This is a genomic window from Amycolatopsis samaneae, from assembly GCF_039541975.1.
GTDB classification, from domain to species: domain Bacteria; phylum Actinomycetota; class Actinomycetes; order Mycobacteriales; family Pseudonocardiaceae; genus Amycolatopsis; species Amycolatopsis samaneae.
In genome coordinates, this window is record NZ_BAABHG010000003.1 from 602,501 (window position 1) to 623,461 (window position 20,961).

The window sequence follows — 20,961 nt, forward strand, 5'->3', positions numbered from 1 at the left end:
GGCACGTCCCACGGTGGCGGCCGAGCCGGGTGGACTGTCCCTTGAGGACAGATCGAGGTTGACCTTTTCTTTGCGGGACAAGTCGTTCCATTGCTCCGATGCTGTGGATCGGGAGGAAACATGAGTACCGTCGAGTCCGAGCGGAAGGCGCGGGCGTACCTGCTCCGTGTCGCCGAACCCCCGGCGCCCGGTCTGGTCGGGTTCGTCGGCGCGCACGGGCCGGTGGTGGCGGCCGAGCGTGTCCGCCGTGGCGACTGCCCGCCCAAGGTCCGGGAGGAGACCAGTGCCCGGCGCGAGTACGACCGTGCCGATCACGATCTGGCGCGGGCCGCGGCGGCGGGCGCGCGGCTGGTCGTTCCCGAGGACGAGGAGTGGCCCGCGTGGCCGTTGCACTCGTTGACGCTGGCGGCGGCCCGCGGAGTCCAGGGCAGCTCACCGCCACTGGCGTTGTGGGTGCGGGGTGAGCTGTCACTGGCCGAAGTCGTGGACGGCGCCGTCGCCATCGTGGGCGCGCGTGCGGCGACCGCGTACGGAGAACACCAGGCGACGGAGCTGGCGTATGGCCTGGCCGACCGCGGTATGGCGGTGTTTTCCGGTTCTGCCTACGGAGTCGACGGCGCCGCGCATCGCGGAGCGCTCGCCGCGGGCGGGCCGACCGTGGCGGTACTGGGCTGCGCGCTGGACGCCGGATATCCGGCCGGTCACGTCAGCCTGCAGGACCGGATCGCCGCCAACGGCGGCGCCGTGGTGAGCGAGTACCCGCCTGGCACCCCACCCGCCCGGCACCGGTTCCTCGTGCGGAACAGGCTGATCGCGGCGCTCACCGAGGGCACGGTGGTGGTGGAGGCGGGGCGCCGCAGCGGCGCCAGGAACACGGCGGGGACCGCGGGCGCGCTCGGGAAGGCCGTGATGGCACTGCCGGGGCCGGTCACCTCGGCGACGTCGGTGGGCTGTCACACCCTGATCCGCGAATCGCAGGCGACCCTCGTCGCCTCGGTGGAGGAGGTGGTCGAAACGGTCGGCAGGCTCGGGAGCGGCGGGGCCGAACCGGAACGGCCACGGCGCGCCACCGACGGGCTCGCGCCGGAGGCGTTGCGGGTGTACGAGGCGCTCCCGTCACGCGCGGGGCGCTCGGCGGACCGCGTCGCGGCCGATTCCGGCGTTCCCGTCCACACGGTGCGCGCGCTGCTGCCGGCGCTGGAGATCGACGGCTTCGCGAGCCGAGGGGAGGCGGGGTGGCGGCGATGTCCGCGACGTTCCTAGGGCGGCCGGGTGTGGCGATGCTTGACCAGCCGCGGCCGATCGCGCAGCGTGATCACCATGCCGTCCGCGAATCCCGCCGGGAACCGCCGCCGTGCCCGCAGACCGGATCTGCGCGCGCTGCGCGCCGCGCTGCCCGGGCCGGTCCAGGAGGTCGTCACCGGCTACGAGCGGCACCTGAACCTCGAGCGGGGCCTGTCCGCGCACACGGTGCGCGCGTACGTCGGCGACGCGGTGTCGTTGCTCGGGTTCCTCACCGGCACGGGCGAGGAGAAGGCACCGCTCCGGGAGCTCGCGGCGCTGGACATCGGCGTGCTGCGGGCGTGGCTGGCCCGGCAGCGGGCCGACGGCGCGAGCCGGACGACACTGGCCCGCCGCGCGGCCTCCGCGCGGACGTTCACCGCCTGGGCGCACCGGCGGGGCGATCTGGGCGCCGACCCCGGCGGGCGGCTCGCCGCCCCGCGTGCGCACCGGACCCTGCCCGGCGTGCTCCGCGCCGAGCAGGCCGGGGAGGTGATGCGGGCCTCGGAGGTGGGCGCGGCCGAACGGGATCCGGTGGCGCTGCGGGACCTGGCGGTACTGGAGCTGCTCTACGCCACCGGGATCCGGGTCTCCGAGCTGTGCGGTCTCGACGTCGCTTCGGCCGATTTCTCCCGGCGTGTCGTGATCGTGCTCGGCAAGGGGGGAAAGGAGCGGGTGGTGCCGTTCGGGGTCCCCGCGGCGGAGGCGGTCCGCGCCTGGCTGGAGGAGGGGCGGCCCGAGCTGGTCGCCGCGGCGGGGGAGCAGGCGCTCTTCCTGGGCGTGCGGGGCAGGCGGCTGGACCCGCGCACGGCGCGGCGGGTGGTGCACGACGCCGTCGGTTCGGTGCCGGGAGCCCTCGATATGGGGCCGCACGGCCTGCGGCATTCGGCGGCCACCCATCTGCTGGAAGGGGGTGCCGATCTCAGAAGCGTTCAGGAACTGCTCGGTCACGCTACGCTTGCTACGACGCAGCTCTACACTCATGTGACCGTCGACCGGTTGAAGGCGATCCATGATCGAGCACATCCGCGGGCCTGAGAAGGCCGGTGGTGGTTCGGTCGGAACGTCGGCGCCGGAACCGGCGGCGCACGCGCATCCGCACGAGCACGGAGACCATACTGAGCCGCATGCCGAGAACGACGGTGCAATGACCGCGGGATCTCATGTCACCGAAGCCACCGGGGTGACCGCCCGCGGCGCCGGGGACGGCGTCGCCGACGGCCGTCCCGGTCATGACGTGGACGCCGGCATCCAGGCTCTGTGGCGCCAGTTCGCCGACAATCCGGACCAGGCCTCCCGCGATCGGCTGGTGCTGCACTACGCGCCGCTGGTCAAGTACGTCGCGGGCCGGGTCGGCACCGGCCTGCCCACCCACGTCGACGTCGGTGATCTGGTGCAGTCGGGCATCTTCGGCCTCGTCGACGCGATCGAGAAGTTCGACCCCGATCGTGGCCTGCGCTTCGAGACGTACGCGATGCAGCGGATCCGGGGTGCGATCTTGGACGACCTGCGGTCCCAGGACTGGGTGCCGCGCGCGGTGCGCAGCAAGGCGAAGGAGGCCGAGCGTGCCCTCGAACGGCTCGGCGCGCGGCTGCACCGCACCCCGACCGACGCCGAACTCGCCACGGAACTCGACATCACCGTCGACGAGCTGCGCGACTTCTACGGGCAGCTCCAGCTCACCAGCGTCGTCGCGCTCGAAGATCTCGTCGCGGCGGGCAAGGACAGCGGTTCGCTCGTCGACTCGCTGCCCGACGACGACGCGGTCGATCCGGTCGCGGTCCTCGTCGACCAGGACAACCGGCGGCAGCTCGCGCAGGCGATCGCGCAGCTGACCGAGCGGGACAAGATCGTCGTGAGCCTCTACTACTTCGAGAGCCTGACGCTCGCGGAGATCGGCAAGGTGCTGGGGGTGACCGAGTCGCGGGTCAGCCAGCTGCACACCCGCGCCGTCATGCGCCTGCGGGCCAAGCTCGTCGAGCAGTCCTCACCCTGAGCTGCTCCGCGACTGGGTCTGCCGTCCTTTTCGGACGGTGCGATGGGTAGCCTGGTCATCGCCGGACCGAGGTGGGGGAGTGTCGTGAAACATCAGCAGGTGCTGGACAAGCTGGCGGCGAGGGGACACGTCCAGGCACTGGACGAGGAGCTGGCGCGCTGGGTACACCGGCAGATGTGCCGCCCGGCCGACGCCTACGAGGACCTCGCCCGCGAGGTGATCACTCCGGTGCGCGCCCGGTGGCGCTGCGTTCTCGAGGCGGACGACGTGCCTTCGCTGACGAAGAACGTCGTCCGGGTGGCCCTCGCCACGGTCCTGCACAAGTACGGTTTTCAGGACGCGGCGGTCACCGCGGAGGCGGTCGAAGCGGTGGACGAGCTCAACCGCGAGGTGGTGTTGTCCGATGCCTTCGAGAGGCAATCGGCGGATATCAAGGCTTTCCTCCGTTCCACGCCCGAACCGTTGACCCACAAGCCGCGGCGCCCCCGCTCCCTGACGTTCCTCCGTCCCGGTGACGTCCTCTCCATCGAGCTGGGCGGGCGATTCCACGCCGCGTACGTGTGGAAGGTGACCGGGGTCAACGAGATCCCGGTGATCGAGTTCTACACCGGTACCTTCGCCGGGCCGCCCGTGCTCACCGACCTGGTGGGCCGTGAGGCGGCGAGGCCGGGCGGTCGTGCCCGGTTCGGCGTGGAGGGCCTGACCTATCTCCCCGACCCCGCCCACCAGGTACGGGCCGTCGCGGCGGCACACCCGGAAGGACCGCGCGGCGGCGAGCCCGGCCCCGGGCAGGGCCTATACGCGGGGACGGATGTGATGACGCTGCAGCGGGACATCGTGGACCTGTTCGGGGCGATCGCGGTCTGAGGTCAGGCCGGCGGAGCGTTCGGCAGGAAGAAGGGCTTCAGGCGGATTTCGCCGCGCTCGCCGGTGAGGGTCAGCGGGTCCAGGTACTCCGGCCCCCGGCGTACGCCCCAGTGCAGGCAGGCCGCGACGGCGCAGCCGGGATGCCCCGGGACGACGGCGCCGAGCGGCTGGCCGCGGTAGACCTGTGCACCCGCCGGCACCGCCGGGGTGACCGGCTCGTAGGTGGTGCGCAGGCCGCCGTCGTGGTCGACGGAGACGACGCCTCGCCCGGCGAGTACGCCCGCGAAGACGACGACGCCTTCCGCCGCGGCGAGCACCTGCTGGCCGGGCTCGGCGCCGAGGTCGACGCCGCGGTGCCCGGGGCCGAACGGCGTTTCGGGCGCGTCGAAGTACCTGGTCACCTTCGGTACCGGGGACAACGGCCAGGACAGCCGTGGCTCGGCCTTCGCCGCCGTGGGCGAGGCCGCGGCCGGGGCGGCCGTCACCAGCGTGACGAACCCGAGAAAGAGGGCTGTGAGCAGGGCGGGCATCGGCCATGGCCGACTGGGGTGGTGGGTGGGCGTGGTCATGGTTTCCAGGGTGTCGGGCGCGGGGCGGGCGGGGTGGCGGGGACGGGAATCTGTGGACAACCGGGCAGGTTGTGGACAAGCGGGCGAAGTCGGGGCCGCCGGTGGGGATAGGGCTGGTGGCAGGGGGTAGAATCTTTTCAGCGGTCCGCGTGAGCGGGCTGACTTCGCGTGCACGTGCGCGTCCACCAGCCGGTCTCTTCAGCCGGGGTGAATCAGGACGTACGGCGCCCGGCGGTCCCTGGGGTTTCGCACCACGGGGTCCGGGTTCCGGCACTGCACCAGGGCGAGCGGCCACCCGGCCGGTCGCGACAAAACCGAGCAGCGTGCCGGTCCGAGCACCGGCGCGCACGACACAGAAGAGGTGTGATTCCGGCAATGGCCGTCGTCACCATGAAGCAGCTGCTCGACAGCGGCGTGCACTTCGGGCACCAGACCCGCCGGTGGAACCCGAAGATGAAGCGCTACATCTTCACCGAGCGCAACGGCATCTACATCATCGACCTGCAGCAGACGCTGAGCTACATCGACCGTGCCTTCGAGTTCATCAAGGAAACCGTCGCGCACGGTGGCACGATCATGTTCGTCGGCACGAAGAAGCAGGCGCAGGAGGCCATCGCCAGCGAGGCCACCCGCGTCGGCATGCCGTACGTGAACCAGCGTTGGCTCGGCGGCATGCTGACCAACTTCCAGACCGTGCACAAGCGTCTCCTGCGCCTCAAGGAGCTCGAGGCCCAGGAGCAGACCGGCGGCTTCGCCGGGCTCACCAAGCGCGAGATCCTGACGCTGACCCGCGAGAAGGAAAAGCTGGAGAAGACCCTCGGCGGTATCCGCGACATGGCGAAGGTGCCGAGCGCGGTGTGGATCGTCGACACCAAGAAGGAGCACATCGCCGTCGGCGAGGCTCGCAAGCTCAACATCCCGGTCGTCGCGATCCTCGACACCAACTGCGACCCGGACGAGGTCGACTACCCGATCCCGGGCAACGACGACGCGATCCGGTCCGCCGCGCTGCTGACCAAGGTCGTCGCCGAGGCCGCGGCCGCCGGCCTGATGGCCCGGTCCAGCCGCAACGGCGCCTCGGCCGACGCGAAGCCGGAGCCGGGTGTCGCTTCGGACGAGCCGCTGGCCGAGTGGGAGAAGGAGCTGCTCGCCGGCGCCGAGAACGCCGGTGCCGCCGCGGCCGACAACACCGAGGCCGCCAAGGCCGAGGCCGAGCAGGCCACCGCCTCCTCCTGATCCACGGTGCCCGTGCGGCCGGTCGCCCCCGGCCGCACGGGTTTCGATCCCCGCACAAGATTTCACGTACCTGAAAAAGGACGGATTAAGCACGATGGCGAACTACACCGCCGCTGACGTGAAGCGCCTGCGCGAGCTGACCGGCGCCGGCATGATGGACTGCAAGAAGGCGCTCGAGGAGAACGCGGGCGACTTCGACAAGGCCGTCGAGTTCCTGCGCATCAAGGGCGCGAAGGACGTCGGCAAGCGCGCCGAGCGCGCCACCGCCGAGGGCCTGGTCACCGGCGACGGCGGCGTCCTGATCGAGCTGGACTCCGAGACCGACTTCGTCGCGAAGAACGCCGACTTCCAGGCGCTCGCCGCGAAGGTCGTCGAGGTCGCGAAGACCCTCAAGACCAGCGACGTCGAGGCGCTCAAGGGTGCCGAGCTCGACGGCAAGACCGTCAACGAGGTCGTGCAGGAGCTTTCGGCCCGCATCGGCGAGAAGCTGGAGCTGCGCCGGGTCGTGTCCTTCGAGGGCAAGACCGCGACGTACCTGCACCGCCGTGGTTCGGACCTGCCGCCCGCCGTCGGCGTGCTGGTCGAGTTCACCGGTGACGACGTCGACGCCGCCCGCGGCGCCGCCATGCAGGTCGCCGCGCTGCGCGCGAAGTACCTGACCCGCGAAGAGGTCCCGGCCGAGATCGTCGAGAACGAGCGCCGCATCGCCGAGCAGACCGCTCGCGAGGAGGGCAAGCCGGAGCAGGCGCTGGTCAAGATCGTCGAGGGCAAGGTCAACGCCTACTACAAGGACAACGTCCTGCTCGAGCAGCCGTCGGTCAAGGACAACAAGAAGACCGTGAAGGCCCTGCTGGACGAGGCGGGCGTGACCCTGACCCGGTTCGCCCGGTTCGAGGTCGGCCAGGCCTGACCGAAGCCGTACGGCTAAGTTCCACTGTGCCCCGTCTCCGCTCATCGGGGACGGGGCACAGCCGGGTCTGGCGGGGCTCGCGGGACGAGTCCATGAGACACACAACAGGAGGCGCGTGAGAATGGGTGACCGGGTCGAAGGCGGCTATCGGCGGGTGCTGCTGAAGCTGGGTGGCGAGATGTTCGGTGGGGGTTCCATCGGTGTCGACCCGGACGTGGTGCACTCGGTCGCCCGGCAGATCGCCGCGGTCGCGCGGACCGGCGTCCAGATCGCCGTGGTCATCGGTGGTGGCAACTACTTCCGCGGCGCCGAGCTGTCCCAGCGCGGCATGGACCGCGACCGCGCCGACTACATGGCGATGCTGGGCACCGTGATGAACTGCCTGGCGCTGCAGGACTTCCTGGAGAAGGAGGGGCTGCCCACCCGCGTGCAGACCGCGATCACGATGGGCCAGGTCGCCGAGCCCTACATCCCGCGCCGCGCCGAGCGGCACCTGGAGAAGGGCCGCGTCGTCATCTTCGGCGCCGGGGTCGGCATGCCCTACTTCTCCACCGACACCGCGGCCGCCCAGCGCGCGCTCGAACTCGGGTGCGAGGCGGTCCTGATGGCCAAGGCCGTGGACGGGGTCTACACCGCCGACCCGAAGAGCGACCCGGGCGCCGAGATGTTCCACGAGATCAGCCACCGCGAGGTGCTCGAGCGGGATCTCAAGGTCGCCGACGCCACCGCGTTCAGCCTCTGCATGGACAACAACATGCCGATCATCGTGTTCAACCTGCTCACCGAGGGGAACATCGCCCGTGCGGTCAGTGGTGAGAGGATCGGCACCCTGGTCAGTACCCCCGCCGACGGGGTATCGGCCTAGACCTGCTGGGATCTATCGCAGCGCCCACCATCACAACCACCGGGAGTAGCCGTGATCGACGAGACCCTCCTCGACGCCGAGGAGAAGATGGAAAAAGCGGTGTCCGTCGCGAAGGAGGACCTGACGTCGGTGCGCACCGGCCGGGCCACCCCGTCGATGTTCTCGCGCATCGTCGTCGAGTACTACGGTGCGCCGACGCCGCTGAACCAGCTGGCCAGCGTGAACGTCCCCGAGGCCCGGATGGCGCTGATCAAGCCCTACGACACGACCCAGCTGGTCGCGATCGAGAAGGCGATCCGCGAGTCCGACCTCGGTGTCAACCCGAGCAACGACGGAAACGTGATCCGCATCGTCATCCCGCAGCTCACCGAGGAGCGCCGCAAGGAGATGGTGAAGGTCGCGAAGGGCAAGGGCGAGGACGCCCGCGTCTCCATCCGCAGCATCCGGCGCAAGGCGAAGGAAGAGCTGGACCGCATCAAGAAGGACGGCGAGGCGGGTGAGGACGAGGTCGTGCACGCGGAGAAGGAGCTGCAGAACCTCACCGACACCTACGTGCACCAGGTCGACGACCTGGTGAAACACAAGGAAGCCGAGCTACTCGAGGTCTGATGAGCCAGGTGAGCGAGGACCGCGAGGACCGGGTGGACACCCCGGCACCCGAGCCGGAGCCGGTCGAGCAGCCGGAACCGGCGAAGAAGGTCTCCAAAGCAGGCCGCAACCTCCCCGCGGCCATCGCCGTCGGCCTCGTGCTGGGCGCGGCGATCGTCGTCTCCTTGCTCACCGTCCGTCATCTGTTCATCGGCATCGTGGCCATCGCGATCGCGGTCGGCACGATCGAGCTCGCCGGGGCGCTGCGCCGGGCCGCGGACATCCGGGTCGCGCTCGTCCCGGTGCTGGTCGGCGGGCAGGCGATGATCTGGCTCGCCTGGCCGTTCGGCCGCGAGGGCCTGGTCACCGCGTTCGTGCTGACCGTGCTGGCCTGCCTGCTCTGGCGGCTGCCCGGGGGCGCACAGGGTTACCTGCGCGACGTCGGGGCCTCGGTGTTCGCCGCCGCGTACCTCCCGCTGTTCGGCGCGTTCGCGGCGATGCTCGTGGATCCGGACGACGGCGTCGGCCGGGTCCTCACCTTCATGATCTGCGTCGTCGCCTCGGACACCGGCGGCTACATCGCCGGTGTCCTCGGCGGGAAGCACCCGATGGCGCCGTCCATCAGCCCCAAGAAGACCTGGGAGGGCTTCGCGGGCTCGATGGTCGCCGGCCTGGTCGCCGGCGCGCTGTCGCTCAGCCTGCTGCTGCACGGACACGCCTGGCAGGGCATGCTGTTCGGCGTCGCCGTGGTGCTCACCGCGACGCTCGGCGACCTCGTCGAGTCGCTCATCAAACGCGACCTCGGGATCAAGGACATGGGCACGATGCTGCCCGGTCACGGCGGGTTGATGGACCGCCTGGACTCGCTGCTGCCCTCGGCGGTCGTTTCCTGGCTCCTGCTCTCGGCCTTCGTGCCGATTCCCTGAGTTCGCCCGGCCAGGCGTCCCGGCGGCCGTCCGGGTGACAGTTCGCCTGGCACCGAAGTGTCGCTCCCGCCGGGCCTGTTCAGTCGTCGTAGGGGTCGTCGACCTCGGCGGTGCCCCAGTTCTCGGTCACCCGCGAGTGGTCGATCACCGCGAACACCGAACCGTCCGGATCGGCGAGGATCGCCATCCGGCCGTACGGGGTGTCGTAGGGATCGACGACGACGGCGCCACCGAGCGATCGCGCGTCGGCGGCGGCGCCGTCGGCACCGCGGGCCGGTTCGATGTCGAAGTAGACGAGCCAGTGCGGGGGAGTGTCGCGGCGGTACTCCGGGCCCATGACGTAGCGGTAGAGGACGGGCTCGTGCCCGACCATCCACTCCACGTAGTCCATCGAGTCGCCGTCGCCGATCTGATGGCTCGCGTAGGTGAACAGCTTGCAGTAGAAGTGATCGGTGACCGCGCCGTCGTGGGTGTTGAGGTCGGCGCCGCTGAAGGTGCCGGGACGGCCGGTGGCGAACTCCCAGTTCGGCGGGACCTCCCAGAACACCACTGGCGCGCCGCAGGCGTCGAGCACGTGCAGGATCGCGCCGCGGTGGGGGATGGGCAGCGGCCCGAGCGTCACGCGGCCACCGAGATAGGTGACCCATTCGGCGGCGCTCGCGGTGTGCGGCACCGCCAGATGCGGGACCCAGCCGTGCATGCCCTGTCTCGCGCGGTACAGCCCGCTGGCCTGGACCCCGTCGGAGGTCGCGATGGAGTAGCGCCGTTCCGGCGTCGCGGGATCGCGTTTCGTCGTGTATTCCCAGCCGAAGAGCGAGCCGTAGAACCGTTGTGCCGCGGCCTCGTCCTGGCAGCCGAGTTCGATCCAGCAGGGGAGCCCCGTCGCGACCGGGGATGGTGAGCTGGGTGCGCCTGACGGCATACTGGGTCTCCCTCCGGGCTTCGGTGGAGTCTATGGGGGCCAAGTAAGTTTTTCGCCAAGATTCGATGCCGGAAGATCGTGGATCCTCCTGCCGAGCACGCCGGGAAAGGGAGATCCGAAGTGCGGTGGCTGCCCCGGTCCGTGACGCCGTCCCGGCGGTCCGAGGTCGTGCCGAGCCCGAACATCTGGTACTACCAGCGGGCCTACGAGGTGGAGAACCGCGCGCAGGACGTCGACGGCGAGATCTGGCGGGTGCTGCGCGAGGAGCACGACTGGACCGGCCGGGACGTGCTCGACGTGGGCTGCGGCGACGGTTTCCACCTGCCGTACTTCGCCCGCGACGCCCGTTCCGTCCTCGGTGTCGAGCCCCATGAGCCCCTTGCCCGCGACGCCGCCGAACGGGTGCGGGACCTGGCGAACGCGGAGGTCCGTCACGGCAGGGCACAACGGCTTCCGGTCGACAAGGCCAGCGTGGACGTCGTGCACGCGCGCACCGCGTACTTCTTCGGGCCGGGTTGCGAGCCCGGGCTTCGCGAAGCCGAGCGGGTGCTGAGGCCGGGCGGCGCGATCCTGATCGTGGACCTCGATGTCACCAGCGATCCGTACGGGAGCTGGATGCGGGAGGACCTGCCGGACTACGACCCGGCCGCCGTCGAGCGGTTCTTCGACCGGGCGGGATTCCGGTGCCGCCGGGTGGTGACGCGCTGGCGGTTCGAGGACGCCGCCGCGATGGAGTCAGTGCTGAAGATCGAGTTCAGTGCGAAGGTCGCGGCGCGCGCGATCGCCGAAGTGCGCCGCCGCAACGAAACGGGGCTCCGCGCCGGGAACGCGGAGGTGACGCTGCCGGTGGGCTATCGCGTGCACACGCGTGTCAAGCCCACCGGCCTCGTCCTGCCCGGTCACTCGGCCGCCGCCGGTGACCCCGGTGCTTCGTCCTCGACCTCGCCGAGGATGGCGTAGATCGACCGCCGTGCCTCGTTGAGCACGTCCGCCACGCGGGACTGCTGGCTCTCCGAGCCCGCGTGCATCACCTGCGCGACCGCGGCGGCCAGTCCGGCGCCCGCCTTGCGCAGCCCGGCCTCGTTCGGGTCGACGTCGTGGGCGATCTGCTCCCACGGCGGGGTGGCGTCCTGCCGCTCGGCGGCGGCGCGGCCCTCGTCGGTCAGCTCGAACAGTTTCTTGCCCTGCTCGTCCTTGCTGAGCACGAGTCCTTCGTCGGCCAGCATCTGCAGTGTCGGGTAGACCGAACCGGGGCTCGGCTTCCAGAAGCCGCCGCTGCGTTCGCCGATCTCACGGATGATCTCGTAGCCGTGCCGGGGCTGCTCCGCGAGCAGCGCCAGGATCGCGGTGCGGACGTCGCCGCGCCTGCTGCGCCTGCCGCCGCCCCGTCGTCCACGCGGGCCGTGCCCGCGCCCCGGGGGGAATTCGCCGAAGCCGCCACGGGCCCACGGCCCGAAGTCCGCCCGGCCACGTTCGCGGGGGAAGTGTTGGTGTCGCCTCATGGGCTGAAGTCCTTTCGTCAGGAGAATCGTTGTCGAAGTATTCCGACACGTTCACGATATATCGGAAACGGTCGTTTGGCAACAACGATGGTGTGATGTGGCTCGCAACGCCCGGCATGGGACACTTGACCTGCTATGACTGCCCTCCCCCTCGTCTTCGACGCGCCCAAGCGCGGCCTCCCGCCGCGCCACCTCGCCGACCTCTCGGCCGCCGAGCGCGCCGAGGCCGTGGCCGCGCTCGGTGAGAAACCGTTCCGCGCCAAGCAGTTGTCCAACCACTACTTCGCCCGCCTCACCGTCGATCCCGAGGCGATGACCGACATCCCGGCCACCTCGCGCCAGCGGCTCGTCGACGAGCTGATGCCGCCGCTGCTGACCGAGGTCCGGGCGCTCACCACCGACGAGGGCACCACGCGCAAGAACCTCTGGCGCGCGCACGACGGCACGCTGCTGGAGAGCGTGCTGATGCGCTACCCGGACCGCGCGACCCTGTGCATTTCGAGCCAGGCGGGCTGCGGCATGGCCTGCCCCTTCTGCGCGACCGGTCAGGGCGGCCTCGACCGCAACCTGTCGACCGCGGAGATCGTCGACCAGGTCCGCTCCGCCGCCGCGGTCATGCGGGACGGCCTCATGCCCGGCGGTCCCGGCCGCCTGTCGAACATCGTCTTCATGGGCATGGGCGAGCCGTTGGCCAACTACAAGCGGGTGGTGGCGGCGGTGCGGCGGATCACCGATCCGGCGCCGGACGGTCTGGGGATTTCGCAGCGTTCGGTGACGGTGTCGACGGTGGGGTTGGCGCCGGCCATTCGCAAGCTGGCCGACGAGAAGATGCAGGTGCGGTTGGCGGTTTCGCTGCACACGCCGGATGACGAGCTGCGGGACACGCTGGTGCCGGTGAATAACCGGTGGTCGGTGGACGAGGTGCTTTCCGCCGCCCGGTACTACGCGGACACCTCAGGCCGCCGGGTGTCGATCGAGTACGCGTTGATCCGGGACATCAACGATCAGCCGTGGCGTGCCGAGTTGCTGGCGAAGCGGCTGCGCAAGCACCTGGGACAGCTGGTGCATGTCAACGTGATTCCGTTGAACCCGACGCCTGGCAGCAAGTGGGACGCGTCGCCGAAGCCGGTGGAGCGGGAGTTCGTGCGGCTGGTCAACGCCGGGGGAGTGGCCTGCACGGTGCGGGACACCCGTGGTCAGGAGATCGCCGCCGCCTGCGGCCAGCTCGCCGCCGAAGGCTGAGTTTCTGTTTCAGTGATGGAGATCGTGTCGTGATGTATGCCCCCAGCCTGTTGGATCCGGCCGCGGACGAGCTGAGGCTCGCCGACGTCGTCGGCCGTGGCGCGACGGAGGTCGCGCGTGAGGCCAGGACGTTGCTGGGTGAGCGATTCAGCTCGGTGACGTTCATGTACGTGCTGATGCGCGCGTTCGAGGTCGAGTACACCGCCGCGCGGGACGCGTCGCGGTGGCACGAGTTCCACGGCGGGCCGCGGGCCCTAACGGACGCTGACCTGGAGATGCTGCTCGCTCCCTGGCTTAGCCGCTGAACGGCCGCCTGAGGTGGGTGCCCGCGACCTCGTCGGCTCGAACCCATAACAGCTGGACACCGCCCGGCACGAGCGTGTCTAGCTGCCACTTGTTCGACCCGGCTTCGAGAGCAGACTTGACCCGGCGGCTGGCGGCAATACTGCTTCCGGTAATGGTGACAGTACGTATCGTGGCGACAATCCAGGTTCAGCGCGGTGCATGGTTGTCGCGAGATGCGGCTGGATGGTGGCGGCTACGCCGTAGGCGGCGGCGAGTGCGCTAAGCCCTGGTCTCAAAACTCGGCGGGTCGCTAGGTGAACCAACGGCCCGCCCCTGGCTCCGCACCGCCCGCCTGTGGGCCCGGCCCGACGGACCGGAGGTCTGTCAGAGAGACTGGGGGCCAGTGCCCGCCCTCTCGACCTGGAGCCTTTGATGCCGCAAGGAACCGTCCGTTGGTTCGACGCCGAACGTGGTTTCGGCTTCCTCGCGCCCGAGGACGGCTCGCCGGACGTGTTCGTGCACGCCTCCGAGATCGTCGGGGACGGCGGCGCGAAAGTGCTCCGCGAGGGGCAGGCCGTCGTGTTCGAGGTCGGCGAGAACGACCGCGGGCCCCAGGCGCTGCGCGTTCGCGTCACCGCCGATGCGGCCACCGGCAGCGCCGTGGGCCTGCTCGGCACCGTCAACTGGTACGAGCCGGGCAAGGGGTACGGCTTCGCGTCGCCGGACGGCGGCGGCGCCGACATCTTCGTGCACAGCTCCGCCATCGTGACCGGTGGTGTGGTCACCGAGGGCCAGCGGGTGGCCTTCCTGATCGTCGAAGGCGAGCGCGGCCCGCAGGCCGGGCACGTGATCCCGCTAGGAGCAGGGGCCGGCTCACCCGCTGCGGCTGGTATCGCGGACGGTGCCGACGGCACGGTGGCCTGGTACGACGAGGACAAGGGCTTCGGCTTCATCAACCCCGATTCCGGCGCCGGGGACGTCTTCGTTCACGCCCGGGCCTTGGCCGAGGGGCTGACGTGGCTCGCGGAGGGCGACCGCGTCGCCTACGAGGTGGCTAGTGGAGACAAGGGCCCGCAGGCCCGCGACGTGCAGCTGGTCCGGGGTGCTGAGCCCCAGACGGCGCCGCAGCGGTCGGCACCTGCCGCGGCCGCAGGGCCGGCGGCGCGGGACGCGCCCGTACGAGGCGGCGAGGGCGTCGTCGCGCGCTACGACGACGACCGCGGCTTCGGCTTCATCACCCCGGACGCAGGCGGCGACGATCTCTTCGCCCACGCGTCCGTGATCATGGGGTCGGAGCCGCTGCAGAAGGGCGACCGGGTCCGGTACGCGGTGCGTCAGAGCGACCGGGGCCCGCAGGCCGACCGCATCGAACGCCTCTGAAGAGGCGGCCCCACCGATGGCTGATCACTTCCCGACGAGAGTGCTCGTTCATCCCCGTCGATGATGCCGTCAGCAACGCGGCTGCAGCCTCCTCCAGGAGATCGATCTCCCTAAGTGGGACGCGTCGCCGAAGCCGGTGGAGCGGGAGTTCGTGCGGCTGGTCAACGCCGGGGGAGTGGCCTGCACGGTGCGGGACACCCGGGGCCAGGAGATCGCCGCCGCCTGCGGTCAGCTCGCCGCCGAAGGCTGGTCACTGCGGTGGTCAAGGCGCTGGATCCACGCAGCCGGGACGCCTGAGGCGTTTCGCGCTCGGGCGTCCCGGCCCTGCCGGACAGCGGTCGCTTGCCACTCAGCGGCTGTGGGCGGCGATGTCGCCGTGCGCCGTGGTCGCGTGGATGTCGAGGTCGGCGGTCCCGGTGTTCTTGAGGGTGTTGCTGACGCGGCCGTAGGAGGTGCCGGCGTCCAGGGAGGCCGAGACCCCGTGGGCGGCGCCGACCGAGATCCCGCCCTGCTGGGTGGTCAGCCGGACGGTGCCGCGTACGGCCTCGGTGATGCGGATGTCGCCCTGCTGGGTGCTGATCTCCGCGGGCCCGCCCAGGCGGCCGATCACGACGTCTCCCTCGTGGGCGGTGAGACGGACGCTTTCGGTTTCGTCGAGCTCGATCGTGCCGTACGCGCCGTCGAAGGTGACATCTCCGAGTCGCCCGGTGGTGCGGAGTTCGGCGGCGGCCGCCTTCGCCTCGACCCGGGATCCGGCCGGAAGGTGGACCGTCACCTCAAGCGACCCCGAAGGGCCGAAGTACTGGTTCTTCGCCGGGGCCTCGATCCGCAGGACGCCGTCGCCGTACTCGACCTTGGTCTGTTCCGCCGCCTTCACGTCGCGGCTCTTCGTGGCGTCCGCGGGACGGACCTCGACGACGGTGTCGGCCCGGTCCTCGGCGAGGAACCGCACGCTCCCGGCGGGAACCTCCAGGACGGCGGAGATCGGGGCGGGGGTGTCGAACTTCTGCATGATGCTCTCCTGAGGTGCGTTCGCGCGGGGCGCGGCTGGTGGTTCCGACGTGATCGCTGTGCTGATCACGGAAACCACCATCGCCGCCCGCACTGACACCGGACGGCCACCGCGCTGACGCGGCCGCTGACACGGCGCCGCCGGTCAGGCCGCGGCCGTCCGCATCGACTCGGAGAGCGTGACGAGCTCGCGGACGTCGTCGTCCAGGCTGTTGCCCTCGGGCAGGGCGACGGGCATGCCCTCCTCCGGCACCGGTTCGCCGCGGGCGTGGGCGCGCAGCGCCTCGGTGAGCTGGTCGGCCAGCGAGCCGTCCTGGCCCAGGTGCGCGAGGTACGGGCTGATCCGGACCAGGCCGTCGCGGCATTCGACGGCCCGCCGGTAGTAGCGGCGGTGCACGCCGCGCAGGCTCAGCGCGTCCCGCCACGGATTGAGCGGCTTCCGGCTCAGCGCGTCCTCCGGGAACGCCTCGTGCAGTCGTGTCCACAGTGGACCGAGTCGGTGGTACATCCGCAGGTGCTGCCACCACACGCGCGCCGCGGCCGCCCGGGTGGCGACGCCGGGGTAGGACAGCCCGATCACGAGCAGGATCGCGCTCGGGAACACCAGGAAGACCGTGGCCTGCACCAGCAGCCAGGGGATGATCGCCCCCGCCCAGTGCACGAGCACCACCGCGATCAGCGTCGCCCCGCCCACCGCGCCGATGGCGAATCCGAACGACGCCACCGTCAGCCCGCGGGCCAGCCGGGGTGAGGCGCCCCGCGCGTAGCGTCGCGCGAAGAAGCACGCGCTCGCGATCCCGTAGGTCAGGTACAGATCGGCGGTGAGGTAGAAGATCGACATCCCGGCGAGCGGGTACCGCGCGGGCGGGACGTCCGGCATGAGCACCGTGACGACCGCCATCACCAGGATCGCGGCGCCCAGCGGCACCGCCTCCAGCCAGGCACGCCGTCGCGCCCGCGCGGCCGGAAGCGCCGAGAACAGGAAGAAACAGGCCAGGGTGTAGACGAGCCCGCAGAGGAAGACGTGCTGGAACAGCAGCGGCACGATCGGCCCGGGGTCCGGCTGGTCCACCTTTCCCGCCAGCAGACCGAACGGGTAGGACGCGGCGAAGCAGGCGAGGCAGGCGGTGACCATCCAGCGCGCCACGTCCTTCGGCGCCCGCATGAGCTGGTAGCTCTTCCACAGCAGGGCGGGGTAGAGGATCACCCCTTGGATCACGGTCAGCGCGACCTTGCTGTTCACAGCCAGCCCAGCCGTTCGCTCAGCGCGGTCTCGATCCGTTGCGCGGTGGCCTCGTCCGACGACTCCGGCGCGATCCGGTCGAGCACGGACGCCCATTCCAGGATGATCGTCGCGACGGTCTCGGCTTCCCGCTCGTGGTCGGTGTCGTAGGAGGTGCGCCGCAGGGCGCGCCGGACCGAACCCGGTTCCAGGTCGGGGTAGCGTTCGCGCAGGTCACCGGGTGGGGCGGGGTCCGGGGTCAGTTCGGCGACCAGGATGTCGTCCTCCGTGGTGGTGCTGTGGCCCGCCAGCATGTGGCCCAGTTCGTGCAGGATGATGTGGCACTGGTGGGCCTTGCTGGTGTCCTGCTGGTACACGATGTAGTCGGCCTTGCCGGTGGCGATCCAGGCGCCGAACGGGCCGGGCACCGGGATCCGGTGCGCGATCAGCCGGATCGGGCGACCCCGTTGTTCTCCCACCTTCTGACACAGTTCGAGGACGTCGAGTGGCGGCTGGATGTCCAGTTCGTTCAGCAGCCGCCTGCAGCGGCGTCGCAACTCGCGTTCCCTCACCGATCACCCTGCTATCAGCGTGCGTGTGTCCGTTTCTCGAAGCATCACCGACGGTAGTGAATCACCCACTGTCCGGCCGTTTCCGACTCCCGTTCGACGTAAGGCCTGCCCCGGGCCGTTCCTTACGGTAGACGACACCGGGACGGTCCAGCAGGGCCCGTCGGCGCAACCGCGATCCGCGATCAGTTCGCCACCGAGGAGTACCGGGCCGGACGGGGCGCGTCGGCACTGGCGACGGGTTCGCGCGGGGTGCCGGGGGCGAACCGGCTCCAGCCGAACACCGCCAGCAGGTTGACGCCGAGAGCGACCAGCCCGGGGTTCACGCCGCCGAAGGACACGTCGGTGACGTACAGGACGATGGAGGCCAGTACGCCGAGGACCATGCCGGCGATGACGGCCGAGGTCCGCACCCGCCGCGCGAACAGGATCGCCAGCCAGCCGGGCACGACCTGGGCGAGCAGGGTGTAGGTCAGGTTCAGCACGGTCAGCATGAGCGTCGAGGCGACGAGGGTGAGCACGGCGGCCAGCACGAGGAAACCGGCCACGGCGATCACCGTCCACCGGCGCTGGGTGCCGGGGCTCACGTTCGGCGCCAGGTTGCGGCAGACCATCCCGCCGATGCTGAGCGCGGTCGCCGCGAGCACCAGCACCCCCGACAGCGCGGCCCCCGCGGCGACCAGCCCGAGCAGCCATTCCGGCAGCAGGCCCCGCGCGGTCACCATGAACACCGTGTTCGGGTTCGCCAGGCCGGGATGCGCGCGGACGCCGTAGTAGGCGGCGAGCACCAGGAACGGGTAGATCAGCATGTACAGCGGCATCCACACGGTGGAGCTCTTCACCGCTCGCTCGGACCGGGCGGGGAACACGTACGAGCCGCCGAAACCGAGATAGAACACGACACTCTGGAACGCGATCGTGGTCATCGCGAACACCAGCCCCTGGCCGCCCATGGTGGTCTGCGCGCTCGTGAGCACCTCGGGCCCGCTGATCTTCGCCGTGCCACCGGCGGCGAGCACCGCGGCGACCCCGACGAGTACCACGCCGAGCAGCATGAAGATGTCCTTGAGCACGGACACGAACGCCGGGGAGCGCACGCCGGAGACCGAGATGTAGACGAACGCGATGATCCCGGCGAGCAGGACACAGTGCACCGGGCTCAGCCGCAGCCCGAGGTTGCCGAGCACCACCTGCAGGCCGATGAACTGGTACTGGCCCCACGGCACCAGCGCGATCAGCATCGTCACGGACGTCACGAGTTCCAGCGAACGGCTGCCGTAGTGGCGGCCGAAGACGTCGGGCACAGTCATGGCGTCGTGCCGTTTCGCGGCCCGCCACACCAGCGGGGCCAGGAAGTAGCCCAGCGAGTAGGCGAGGAGGATGTAGCCGAGGAACCAGATCCCGTAGCTCGCGCCGTGCGCGTAGATCCCGCTCGGGAAGCCGATCATCGTCCCGATGCTGTAGACCTCGCCGACGGCGAGGAAGTACACCAGCCAGGCGGGGAAGGACCGGCCGCCGACGAGGAACTCGGAGATCCCGCCGCCGCGCCTGCCACGACCGGCCCACACCGCGAGCGCGATCGACGCCGCCATCACCACCGCCACCGTCGCGATGAGCATCAGTCGTCCTCGGGGTAGTGCGGGCGGTCGAAGAAACGCCAGCTGATCCACAGGCACGCCGTGGTCAGCGGGCAGCAGCAGAAAACCCAGAAGAACACCAGCGGGATGCCGAAGACCGAGGCCGTGCTGCCTGCCACCAGGGGAATCCCGATCAGCAGCGCGGCGGCCGGGACGCCGAGTCCGATGAGGACGCTGGGCCAGCTGCGGATCATCGCGGACGCGCCGGGGCAGGGGGAAGGGACCAGACGACTTCGCCGCCGCTCACCGTCGCCTCGACGCGCAGGGAACGGATCCGGTCCGGGTCCACCGCGGTCGGATCCTCCGACAGCACCGCGAGGTCGGCGAGCTTCCCGATTTCGAGGCTGCCCTTGAGGTTTTCCTCGCCCGCCAGGTAGGCCGCGTCGATGGTGTAGCCGCGCAGCGCGGCCTCCACGTCCACCGCCTGTTCCGGGCCGAGGACCGCGCCCTCGCGCGTGACACGCCGGACCGCGCACCAGATCCCCTCCAGCGGCGGGACCGGGGTGACCGGCGTGTCGGAGTGCAGTCCGAAGTGGATTCCGCGGGACTTCGCCGAGACCAGCGGGCTGATCCGGCGCGCGCGGTCCGGGCCGAGGAACGTGTCGCGGTGCCGATCGCCCCAGTAGTACACGTGCTTGATGAAGAACGAGGCGAGCACGTCGTGCGCGGCCATCCGGTCGAGCTGGTCCTCCCGCACCGTCTGGCAGTGTTCGATGCGGTGACGGCGCCCGGTTCCGTCCGGCGCGCCGAGGCGGGCGTAGCCGTCGATGACGGCGTCGATCGCGGCGTCCCCGTTGCCGTGCACCGCCACCTGCCAGCCCGCGGCGTCCAGCGCGGCGATCCGGCGGCCGAGGACGGCGGGCTCGATCAGCATCATCCCGTGCTCGCCGGGGGCGCAGGTGTAGCCCTCGGCGAGGCAGCCGGTCCGGCCCTGGATCGAGCCGTCGGCGATGATCTTGACGCCGGTCAGCGCGAACCGCTCGTCCGCGTTCTCGCCATCGGGACGTTCGGGGCGGCCTTCGGCGAGGCCCGGCACGAGCCCGTCGATCAGGTAACCCCGGATCCTGGTGCGCAGTTCGCCGCCGCGCCGCAGTGCGCGGTAGGCGTCGAGTTCGGCGGCACCACCGATGAGGCCGATCCCGGTGTCGTGCACCGAGGTGATGCCGTTGGCCAGGTATTCGGCGTCGGCGAGCCGCAGCGCGGCGGCCAGTTCGCCGGCGCTCTGGCCGGGCAGCCGTGAGGTGACGAGGAACGCGGCGGTCTCCGCGAGCAGGCCGGTCGGCTCCCCGCGCTCGTCACGGGCGATGTGCCCGCCGGGCGGGTCGGGGGTGGCCGCGTCGACGCCGACCGCGCGCAGGGCCGCCGAGTTGACCACGCAGAAATGCCCCGACACATGGGTGAGCACGACCGGGTTGCGCGGGGAGACGGCGTCCAGATCGGACCGCGCCGGATGGCGGCGGTCGGCGAGCAACGTGTCGTCGTAGCGGAATCCCCGGATCCACTCCCCGGGACCGCGATCGGCCACGGCTTGGGCAACGCGGTCCACGATGTCGCCGATGGTGTCGTTGGGCGGGCTCCCGGCGTCCACGGGCGCGGCCAGCGTCATGCCGAAGAACGCGGGGTGGTTGTGGGATTCGACGAACCCGGGGATCGCGGTGCGGCCGCCGAGGTCGAGCACCTTCGTGTCCGGGCCGATCAGTTCCGCGACGGCGCGGTCCGTGCCGATCGCGGTGATCCGCCCGGCGCGCGCCGCGATCGCGTTCGCCCGCCTGCCCGCGCCGTCCAGGGTGAGCACGGTGCCGCCCAGCGCGACGAAGTCGGCGGCCCGGTCTGCTTCGGCCCTGCGCGCGAAATCCTCCACCGAACCTCCTCGCGGACGTGCTCTGGCTCACGACACTGCGGGAGATCGGGGCCCGCCGAAAGGTCCAGAAGGCGACAGGTCCGTGGTACCAG

The 20,961-nt window shown here is 70.8% G+C and carries 22 protein-coding genes and 1 pseudogene; 14 read left to right on the top strand and 9 right to left on the bottom strand.

The window, feature by feature from the left end:
* Nucleotides 1-120: 120 nt before the first annotated feature.
* The 4 genes from dprA (at nucleotide 121) to ABD987_RS09975 (ending at nucleotide 4,144) form a co-directional block, all read left to right on the top strand.
* Complete coding sequence (dprA, locus tag ABD987_RS09960; RefSeq protein ID WP_345389440.1) at nucleotides 121-1,263, top strand: DNA-processing protein DprA; 1,143 nt, start codon at nucleotides 121-123, stop codon at nucleotides 1,261-1,263.
* 57 nt (nucleotides 1,264-1,320) lie between these two features.
* A complete protein-coding gene (locus ABD987_RS09965; protein WP_345389443.1) occupies nucleotides 1,321-2,319 on the top strand; it encodes a tyrosine recombinase XerC in 999 nt (332 codons plus the stop codon).
* A 109-nt stretch (nucleotides 2,320-2,428) separates the two neighbouring features.
* Nucleotides 2,429-3,277: a FliA/WhiG family RNA polymerase sigma factor gene (locus ABD987_RS09970; protein ID WP_345389446.1), complete on the top strand. Its 849-nt coding sequence runs from the start codon at nucleotides 2,429-2,431 to the stop codon at nucleotides 3,275-3,277.
* Nucleotides 3,278-3,361: 84 nt separating this feature from the next.
* Nucleotides 3,362-4,144 carry a hypothetical protein gene (locus tag ABD987_RS09975; RefSeq protein ID WP_345389449.1) on the top strand — a complete coding sequence of 261 codons (783 nt, stop codon included), beginning with the start codon at nucleotides 3,362-3,364 and terminating at the stop codon, nucleotides 4,142-4,144.
* Between the two features lie 2 nt (nucleotides 4,145-4,146).
* Here ABD987_RS09975 and ABD987_RS09980 read toward each other — a convergent pair whose 3' ends face one another.
* Nucleotides 4,147-4,713 carry a murein hydrolase activator EnvC family protein gene (locus tag ABD987_RS09980; protein WP_345389452.1) on the bottom strand — a complete coding sequence of 189 codons (567 nt, stop codon included), beginning with the start codon at nucleotides 4,711-4,713 and terminating at the stop codon, nucleotides 4,147-4,149.
* A 375-nt stretch (nucleotides 4,714-5,088) separates the two neighbouring features.
* On the opposite strand from ABD987_RS09980, the gene rpsB reads away from it, so the two are divergent.
* The 5 genes from rpsB (at nucleotide 5,089) to ABD987_RS10005 (ending at nucleotide 9,238) form a co-directional block, all read left to right on the top strand.
* Nucleotides 5,089-5,949, top strand: coding sequence for a 30S ribosomal protein S2 (gene rpsB, locus ABD987_RS09985; protein WP_345389455.1), 861 nt, complete (start codon nucleotides 5,089-5,091; stop codon nucleotides 5,947-5,949).
* A 94-nt stretch (nucleotides 5,950-6,043) separates the two neighbouring features.
* The gene (gene tsf, locus ABD987_RS09990; RefSeq protein ID WP_345389458.1) at nucleotides 6,044-6,859 is read left to right on the top strand and encodes a translation elongation factor Ts; all 816 of its coding nucleotides are present in this window, start codon (nucleotides 6,044-6,046) and stop codon (nucleotides 6,857-6,859) included.
* A gap of 121 nt (nucleotides 6,860-6,980) precedes the next feature.
* Nucleotides 6,981-7,724 (top strand): UMP kinase, encoded by a 744-nt coding sequence (pyrH, locus tag ABD987_RS09995; protein ID WP_345389461.1) that lies wholly within the window; start codon nucleotides 6,981-6,983, stop codon nucleotides 7,722-7,724.
* 51 nt (nucleotides 7,725-7,775) lie between these two features.
* Complete coding sequence (gene frr / locus ABD987_RS10000) at nucleotides 7,776-8,333, top strand: ribosome recycling factor (RefSeq protein WP_345389464.1); 558 nt, start codon at nucleotides 7,776-7,778, stop codon at nucleotides 8,331-8,333.
* Entirely contained in the window at nucleotides 8,333-9,238 is a 906-nt protein-coding gene (locus ABD987_RS10005; RefSeq protein ID WP_345389467.1) for a phosphatidate cytidylyltransferase, read from the top strand. Before frr ends, ABD987_RS10005 begins: the two co-directional genes overlap by 1 nt.
* A gap of 79 nt (nucleotides 9,239-9,317) precedes the next feature.
* Here the strand turns inward: ABD987_RS10005 and ABD987_RS10010 are convergent, their stop codons facing one another.
* Complete coding sequence (locus ABD987_RS10010) at nucleotides 9,318-10,160, bottom strand: VOC family protein (protein WP_345389470.1); 843 nt, start codon at nucleotides 10,158-10,160, stop codon at nucleotides 9,318-9,320.
* Between the two features lie 120 nt (nucleotides 10,161-10,280).
* On the opposite strand from ABD987_RS10010, the gene ABD987_RS10015 reads away from it, so the two are divergent.
* The gene (locus ABD987_RS10015) at nucleotides 10,281-11,120 is read left to right on the top strand and encodes a class I SAM-dependent methyltransferase (protein ID WP_345389473.1); all 840 of its coding nucleotides are present in this window, start codon (nucleotides 10,281-10,283) and stop codon (nucleotides 11,118-11,120) included.
* On the opposite strand, the gene ABD987_RS10020 is transcribed toward ABD987_RS10015, so the two are convergent.
* The gene (locus ABD987_RS10020) at nucleotides 11,060-11,662 is read right to left on the bottom strand and encodes a PadR family transcriptional regulator (protein ID WP_345389475.1); all 603 of its coding nucleotides are present in this window, start codon (nucleotides 11,660-11,662) and stop codon (nucleotides 11,060-11,062) included. The two genes, ABD987_RS10015 and ABD987_RS10020, sit on opposite strands and share 61 nt — an antisense overlap.
* Nucleotides 11,663-11,797: 135 nt before the next feature.
* On the opposite strand from ABD987_RS10020, the gene rlmN reads away from it, so the two are divergent.
* The 4 genes and pseudogenes from rlmN to ABD987_RS10045 all read left to right on the top strand — a co-directional run.
* Nucleotides 11,798-12,904 carry a dual-specificity RNA methyltransferase RlmN gene (rlmN, locus tag ABD987_RS10025; RefSeq protein ID WP_345389478.1) on the top strand — a complete coding sequence of 369 codons (1,107 nt, stop codon included), beginning with the start codon at nucleotides 11,798-11,800 and terminating at the stop codon, nucleotides 12,902-12,904.
* A gap of 29 nt (nucleotides 12,905-12,933) precedes the next feature.
* Nucleotides 12,934-13,209, top strand: coding sequence for a hypothetical protein (locus ABD987_RS10030; protein WP_378214013.1), 276 nt, complete (start codon nucleotides 12,934-12,936; stop codon nucleotides 13,207-13,209).
* Between the two features lie 412 nt (nucleotides 13,210-13,621).
* Complete coding sequence (locus ABD987_RS10040) at nucleotides 13,622-14,569, top strand: cold-shock protein (protein ID WP_425551077.1); 948 nt, start codon at nucleotides 13,622-13,624, stop codon at nucleotides 14,567-14,569.
* A 112-nt stretch (nucleotides 14,570-14,681) separates the two neighbouring features.
* Nucleotides 14,682-14,813: pseudogene (locus ABD987_RS10045) on the top strand (dual-specificity RNA methyltransferase RlmN); the annotation flags it as partial.
* Nucleotides 14,814-14,918: 105 nt separating this feature from the next.
* Here ABD987_RS10045 and ABD987_RS10050 read toward each other — a convergent pair.
* From ABD987_RS10050 to ABD987_RS10075, 6 genes are all read right to left on the bottom strand, one after another.
* Entirely contained in the window at nucleotides 14,919-15,581 is a 663-nt protein-coding gene (locus ABD987_RS10050) for a DUF4097 family beta strand repeat-containing protein (protein WP_345389481.1), read from the bottom strand.
* 144 nt (nucleotides 15,582-15,725) lie between these two features.
* Nucleotides 15,726-16,823, bottom strand: coding sequence for an MAB_1171c family putative transporter (locus ABD987_RS10055; protein ID WP_345389484.1), 1,098 nt, complete (start codon nucleotides 16,821-16,823; stop codon nucleotides 15,726-15,728).
* Nucleotides 16,820-17,374 carry a hypothetical protein gene (locus tag ABD987_RS10060; protein WP_345389487.1) on the bottom strand — a complete coding sequence of 185 codons (555 nt, stop codon included), beginning with the start codon at nucleotides 17,372-17,374 and terminating at the stop codon, nucleotides 16,820-16,822. The genes ABD987_RS10055 and ABD987_RS10060 overlap by 4 nt, the downstream gene beginning before the upstream one ends.
* 182 nt (nucleotides 17,375-17,556) lie before the next feature.
* A complete protein-coding gene (locus ABD987_RS10065) occupies nucleotides 17,557-18,990 on the bottom strand; it encodes a sodium:solute symporter family protein (protein ID WP_345389490.1) in 1,434 nt (477 codons plus the stop codon).
* Nucleotides 18,990-19,202: a DUF3311 domain-containing protein gene (locus tag ABD987_RS10070; RefSeq protein ID WP_345389492.1), complete on the bottom strand. Its 213-nt coding sequence runs from the start codon at nucleotides 19,200-19,202 to the stop codon at nucleotides 18,990-18,992. The genes ABD987_RS10065 and ABD987_RS10070 overlap by 1 nt, the downstream gene beginning before the upstream one ends.
* On the bottom strand, nucleotides 19,199-20,869 hold the full coding sequence (locus tag ABD987_RS10075) for an amidohydrolase (protein ID WP_345389495.1): 1,671 nt from the start codon (nucleotides 20,867-20,869) through the stop codon (nucleotides 19,199-19,201). Before ABD987_RS10075 ends, ABD987_RS10070 begins: the two co-directional genes overlap by 4 nt.
* Between the last annotated feature and the right edge of the window lie 92 nt (nucleotides 20,870-20,961).

Excerpts from the sequence above, each read along its gene's own strand:
- dprA (WP_345389440.1), top strand. The coding sequence starts at position 121 with ATGAGTACCGTCGAGTCCGAGCGGAAGGCGCGGGCGTACCTGCTCCGT.
- ABD987_RS09965 (WP_345389443.1), top strand. The coding sequence starts at position 1,321 with ATGCCGTCCGCGAATCCCGCCGGGAACCGCCGCCGTGCCCGCAGACCG.
- ABD987_RS09970 (WP_345389446.1), top strand. The coding sequence starts at position 2,429 with ATGACCGCGGGATCTCATGTCACCGAAGCCACCGGGGTGACCGCCCGC.
- ABD987_RS09980 (WP_345389452.1), bottom strand. The coding sequence starts at position 4,713 with ATGACCACGCCCACCCACCACCCCAGTCGGCCATGGCCGATGCCCGCC.
- rpsB (WP_345389455.1), top strand. The coding sequence starts at position 5,089 with ATGGCCGTCGTCACCATGAAGCAGCTGCTCGACAGCGGCGTGCACTTC.
- tsf (WP_345389458.1), top strand. The coding sequence starts at position 6,044 with ATGGCGAACTACACCGCCGCTGACGTGAAGCGCCTGCGCGAGCTGACC.
- pyrH (WP_345389461.1), top strand. The coding sequence starts at position 6,981 with ATGGGTGACCGGGTCGAAGGCGGCTATCGGCGGGTGCTGCTGAAGCTG.
- ABD987_RS10005 (WP_345389467.1), top strand. The coding sequence starts at position 8,333 with ATGAGCCAGGTGAGCGAGGACCGCGAGGACCGGGTGGACACCCCGGCA.
- ABD987_RS10010 (WP_345389470.1), bottom strand. The coding sequence starts at position 10,160 with ATGCCGTCAGGCGCACCCAGCTCACCATCCCCGGTCGCGACGGGGCTC.
- ABD987_RS10020 (WP_345389475.1), bottom strand. The coding sequence starts at position 11,662 with ATGAGGCGACACCAACACTTCCCCCGCGAACGTGGCCGGGCGGACTTC.
- rlmN (WP_345389478.1), top strand. The coding sequence starts at position 11,798 with ATGACTGCCCTCCCCCTCGTCTTCGACGCGCCCAAGCGCGGCCTCCCG.
- ABD987_RS10040 (WP_425551077.1), top strand. The coding sequence starts at position 13,622 with ATGCCGCAAGGAACCGTCCGTTGGTTCGACGCCGAACGTGGTTTCGGC.
- ABD987_RS10050 (WP_345389481.1), bottom strand. The coding sequence starts at position 15,581 with ATGCAGAAGTTCGACACCCCCGCCCCGATCTCCGCCGTCCTGGAGGTT.
- ABD987_RS10065 (WP_345389490.1), bottom strand. The coding sequence starts at position 18,990 with ATGCTCATCGCGACGGTGGCGGTGGTGATGGCGGCGTCGATCGCGCTC.
- ABD987_RS10070 (WP_345389492.1), bottom strand. The coding sequence starts at position 19,202 with ATGATCCGCAGCTGGCCCAGCGTCCTCATCGGACTCGGCGTCCCGGCC.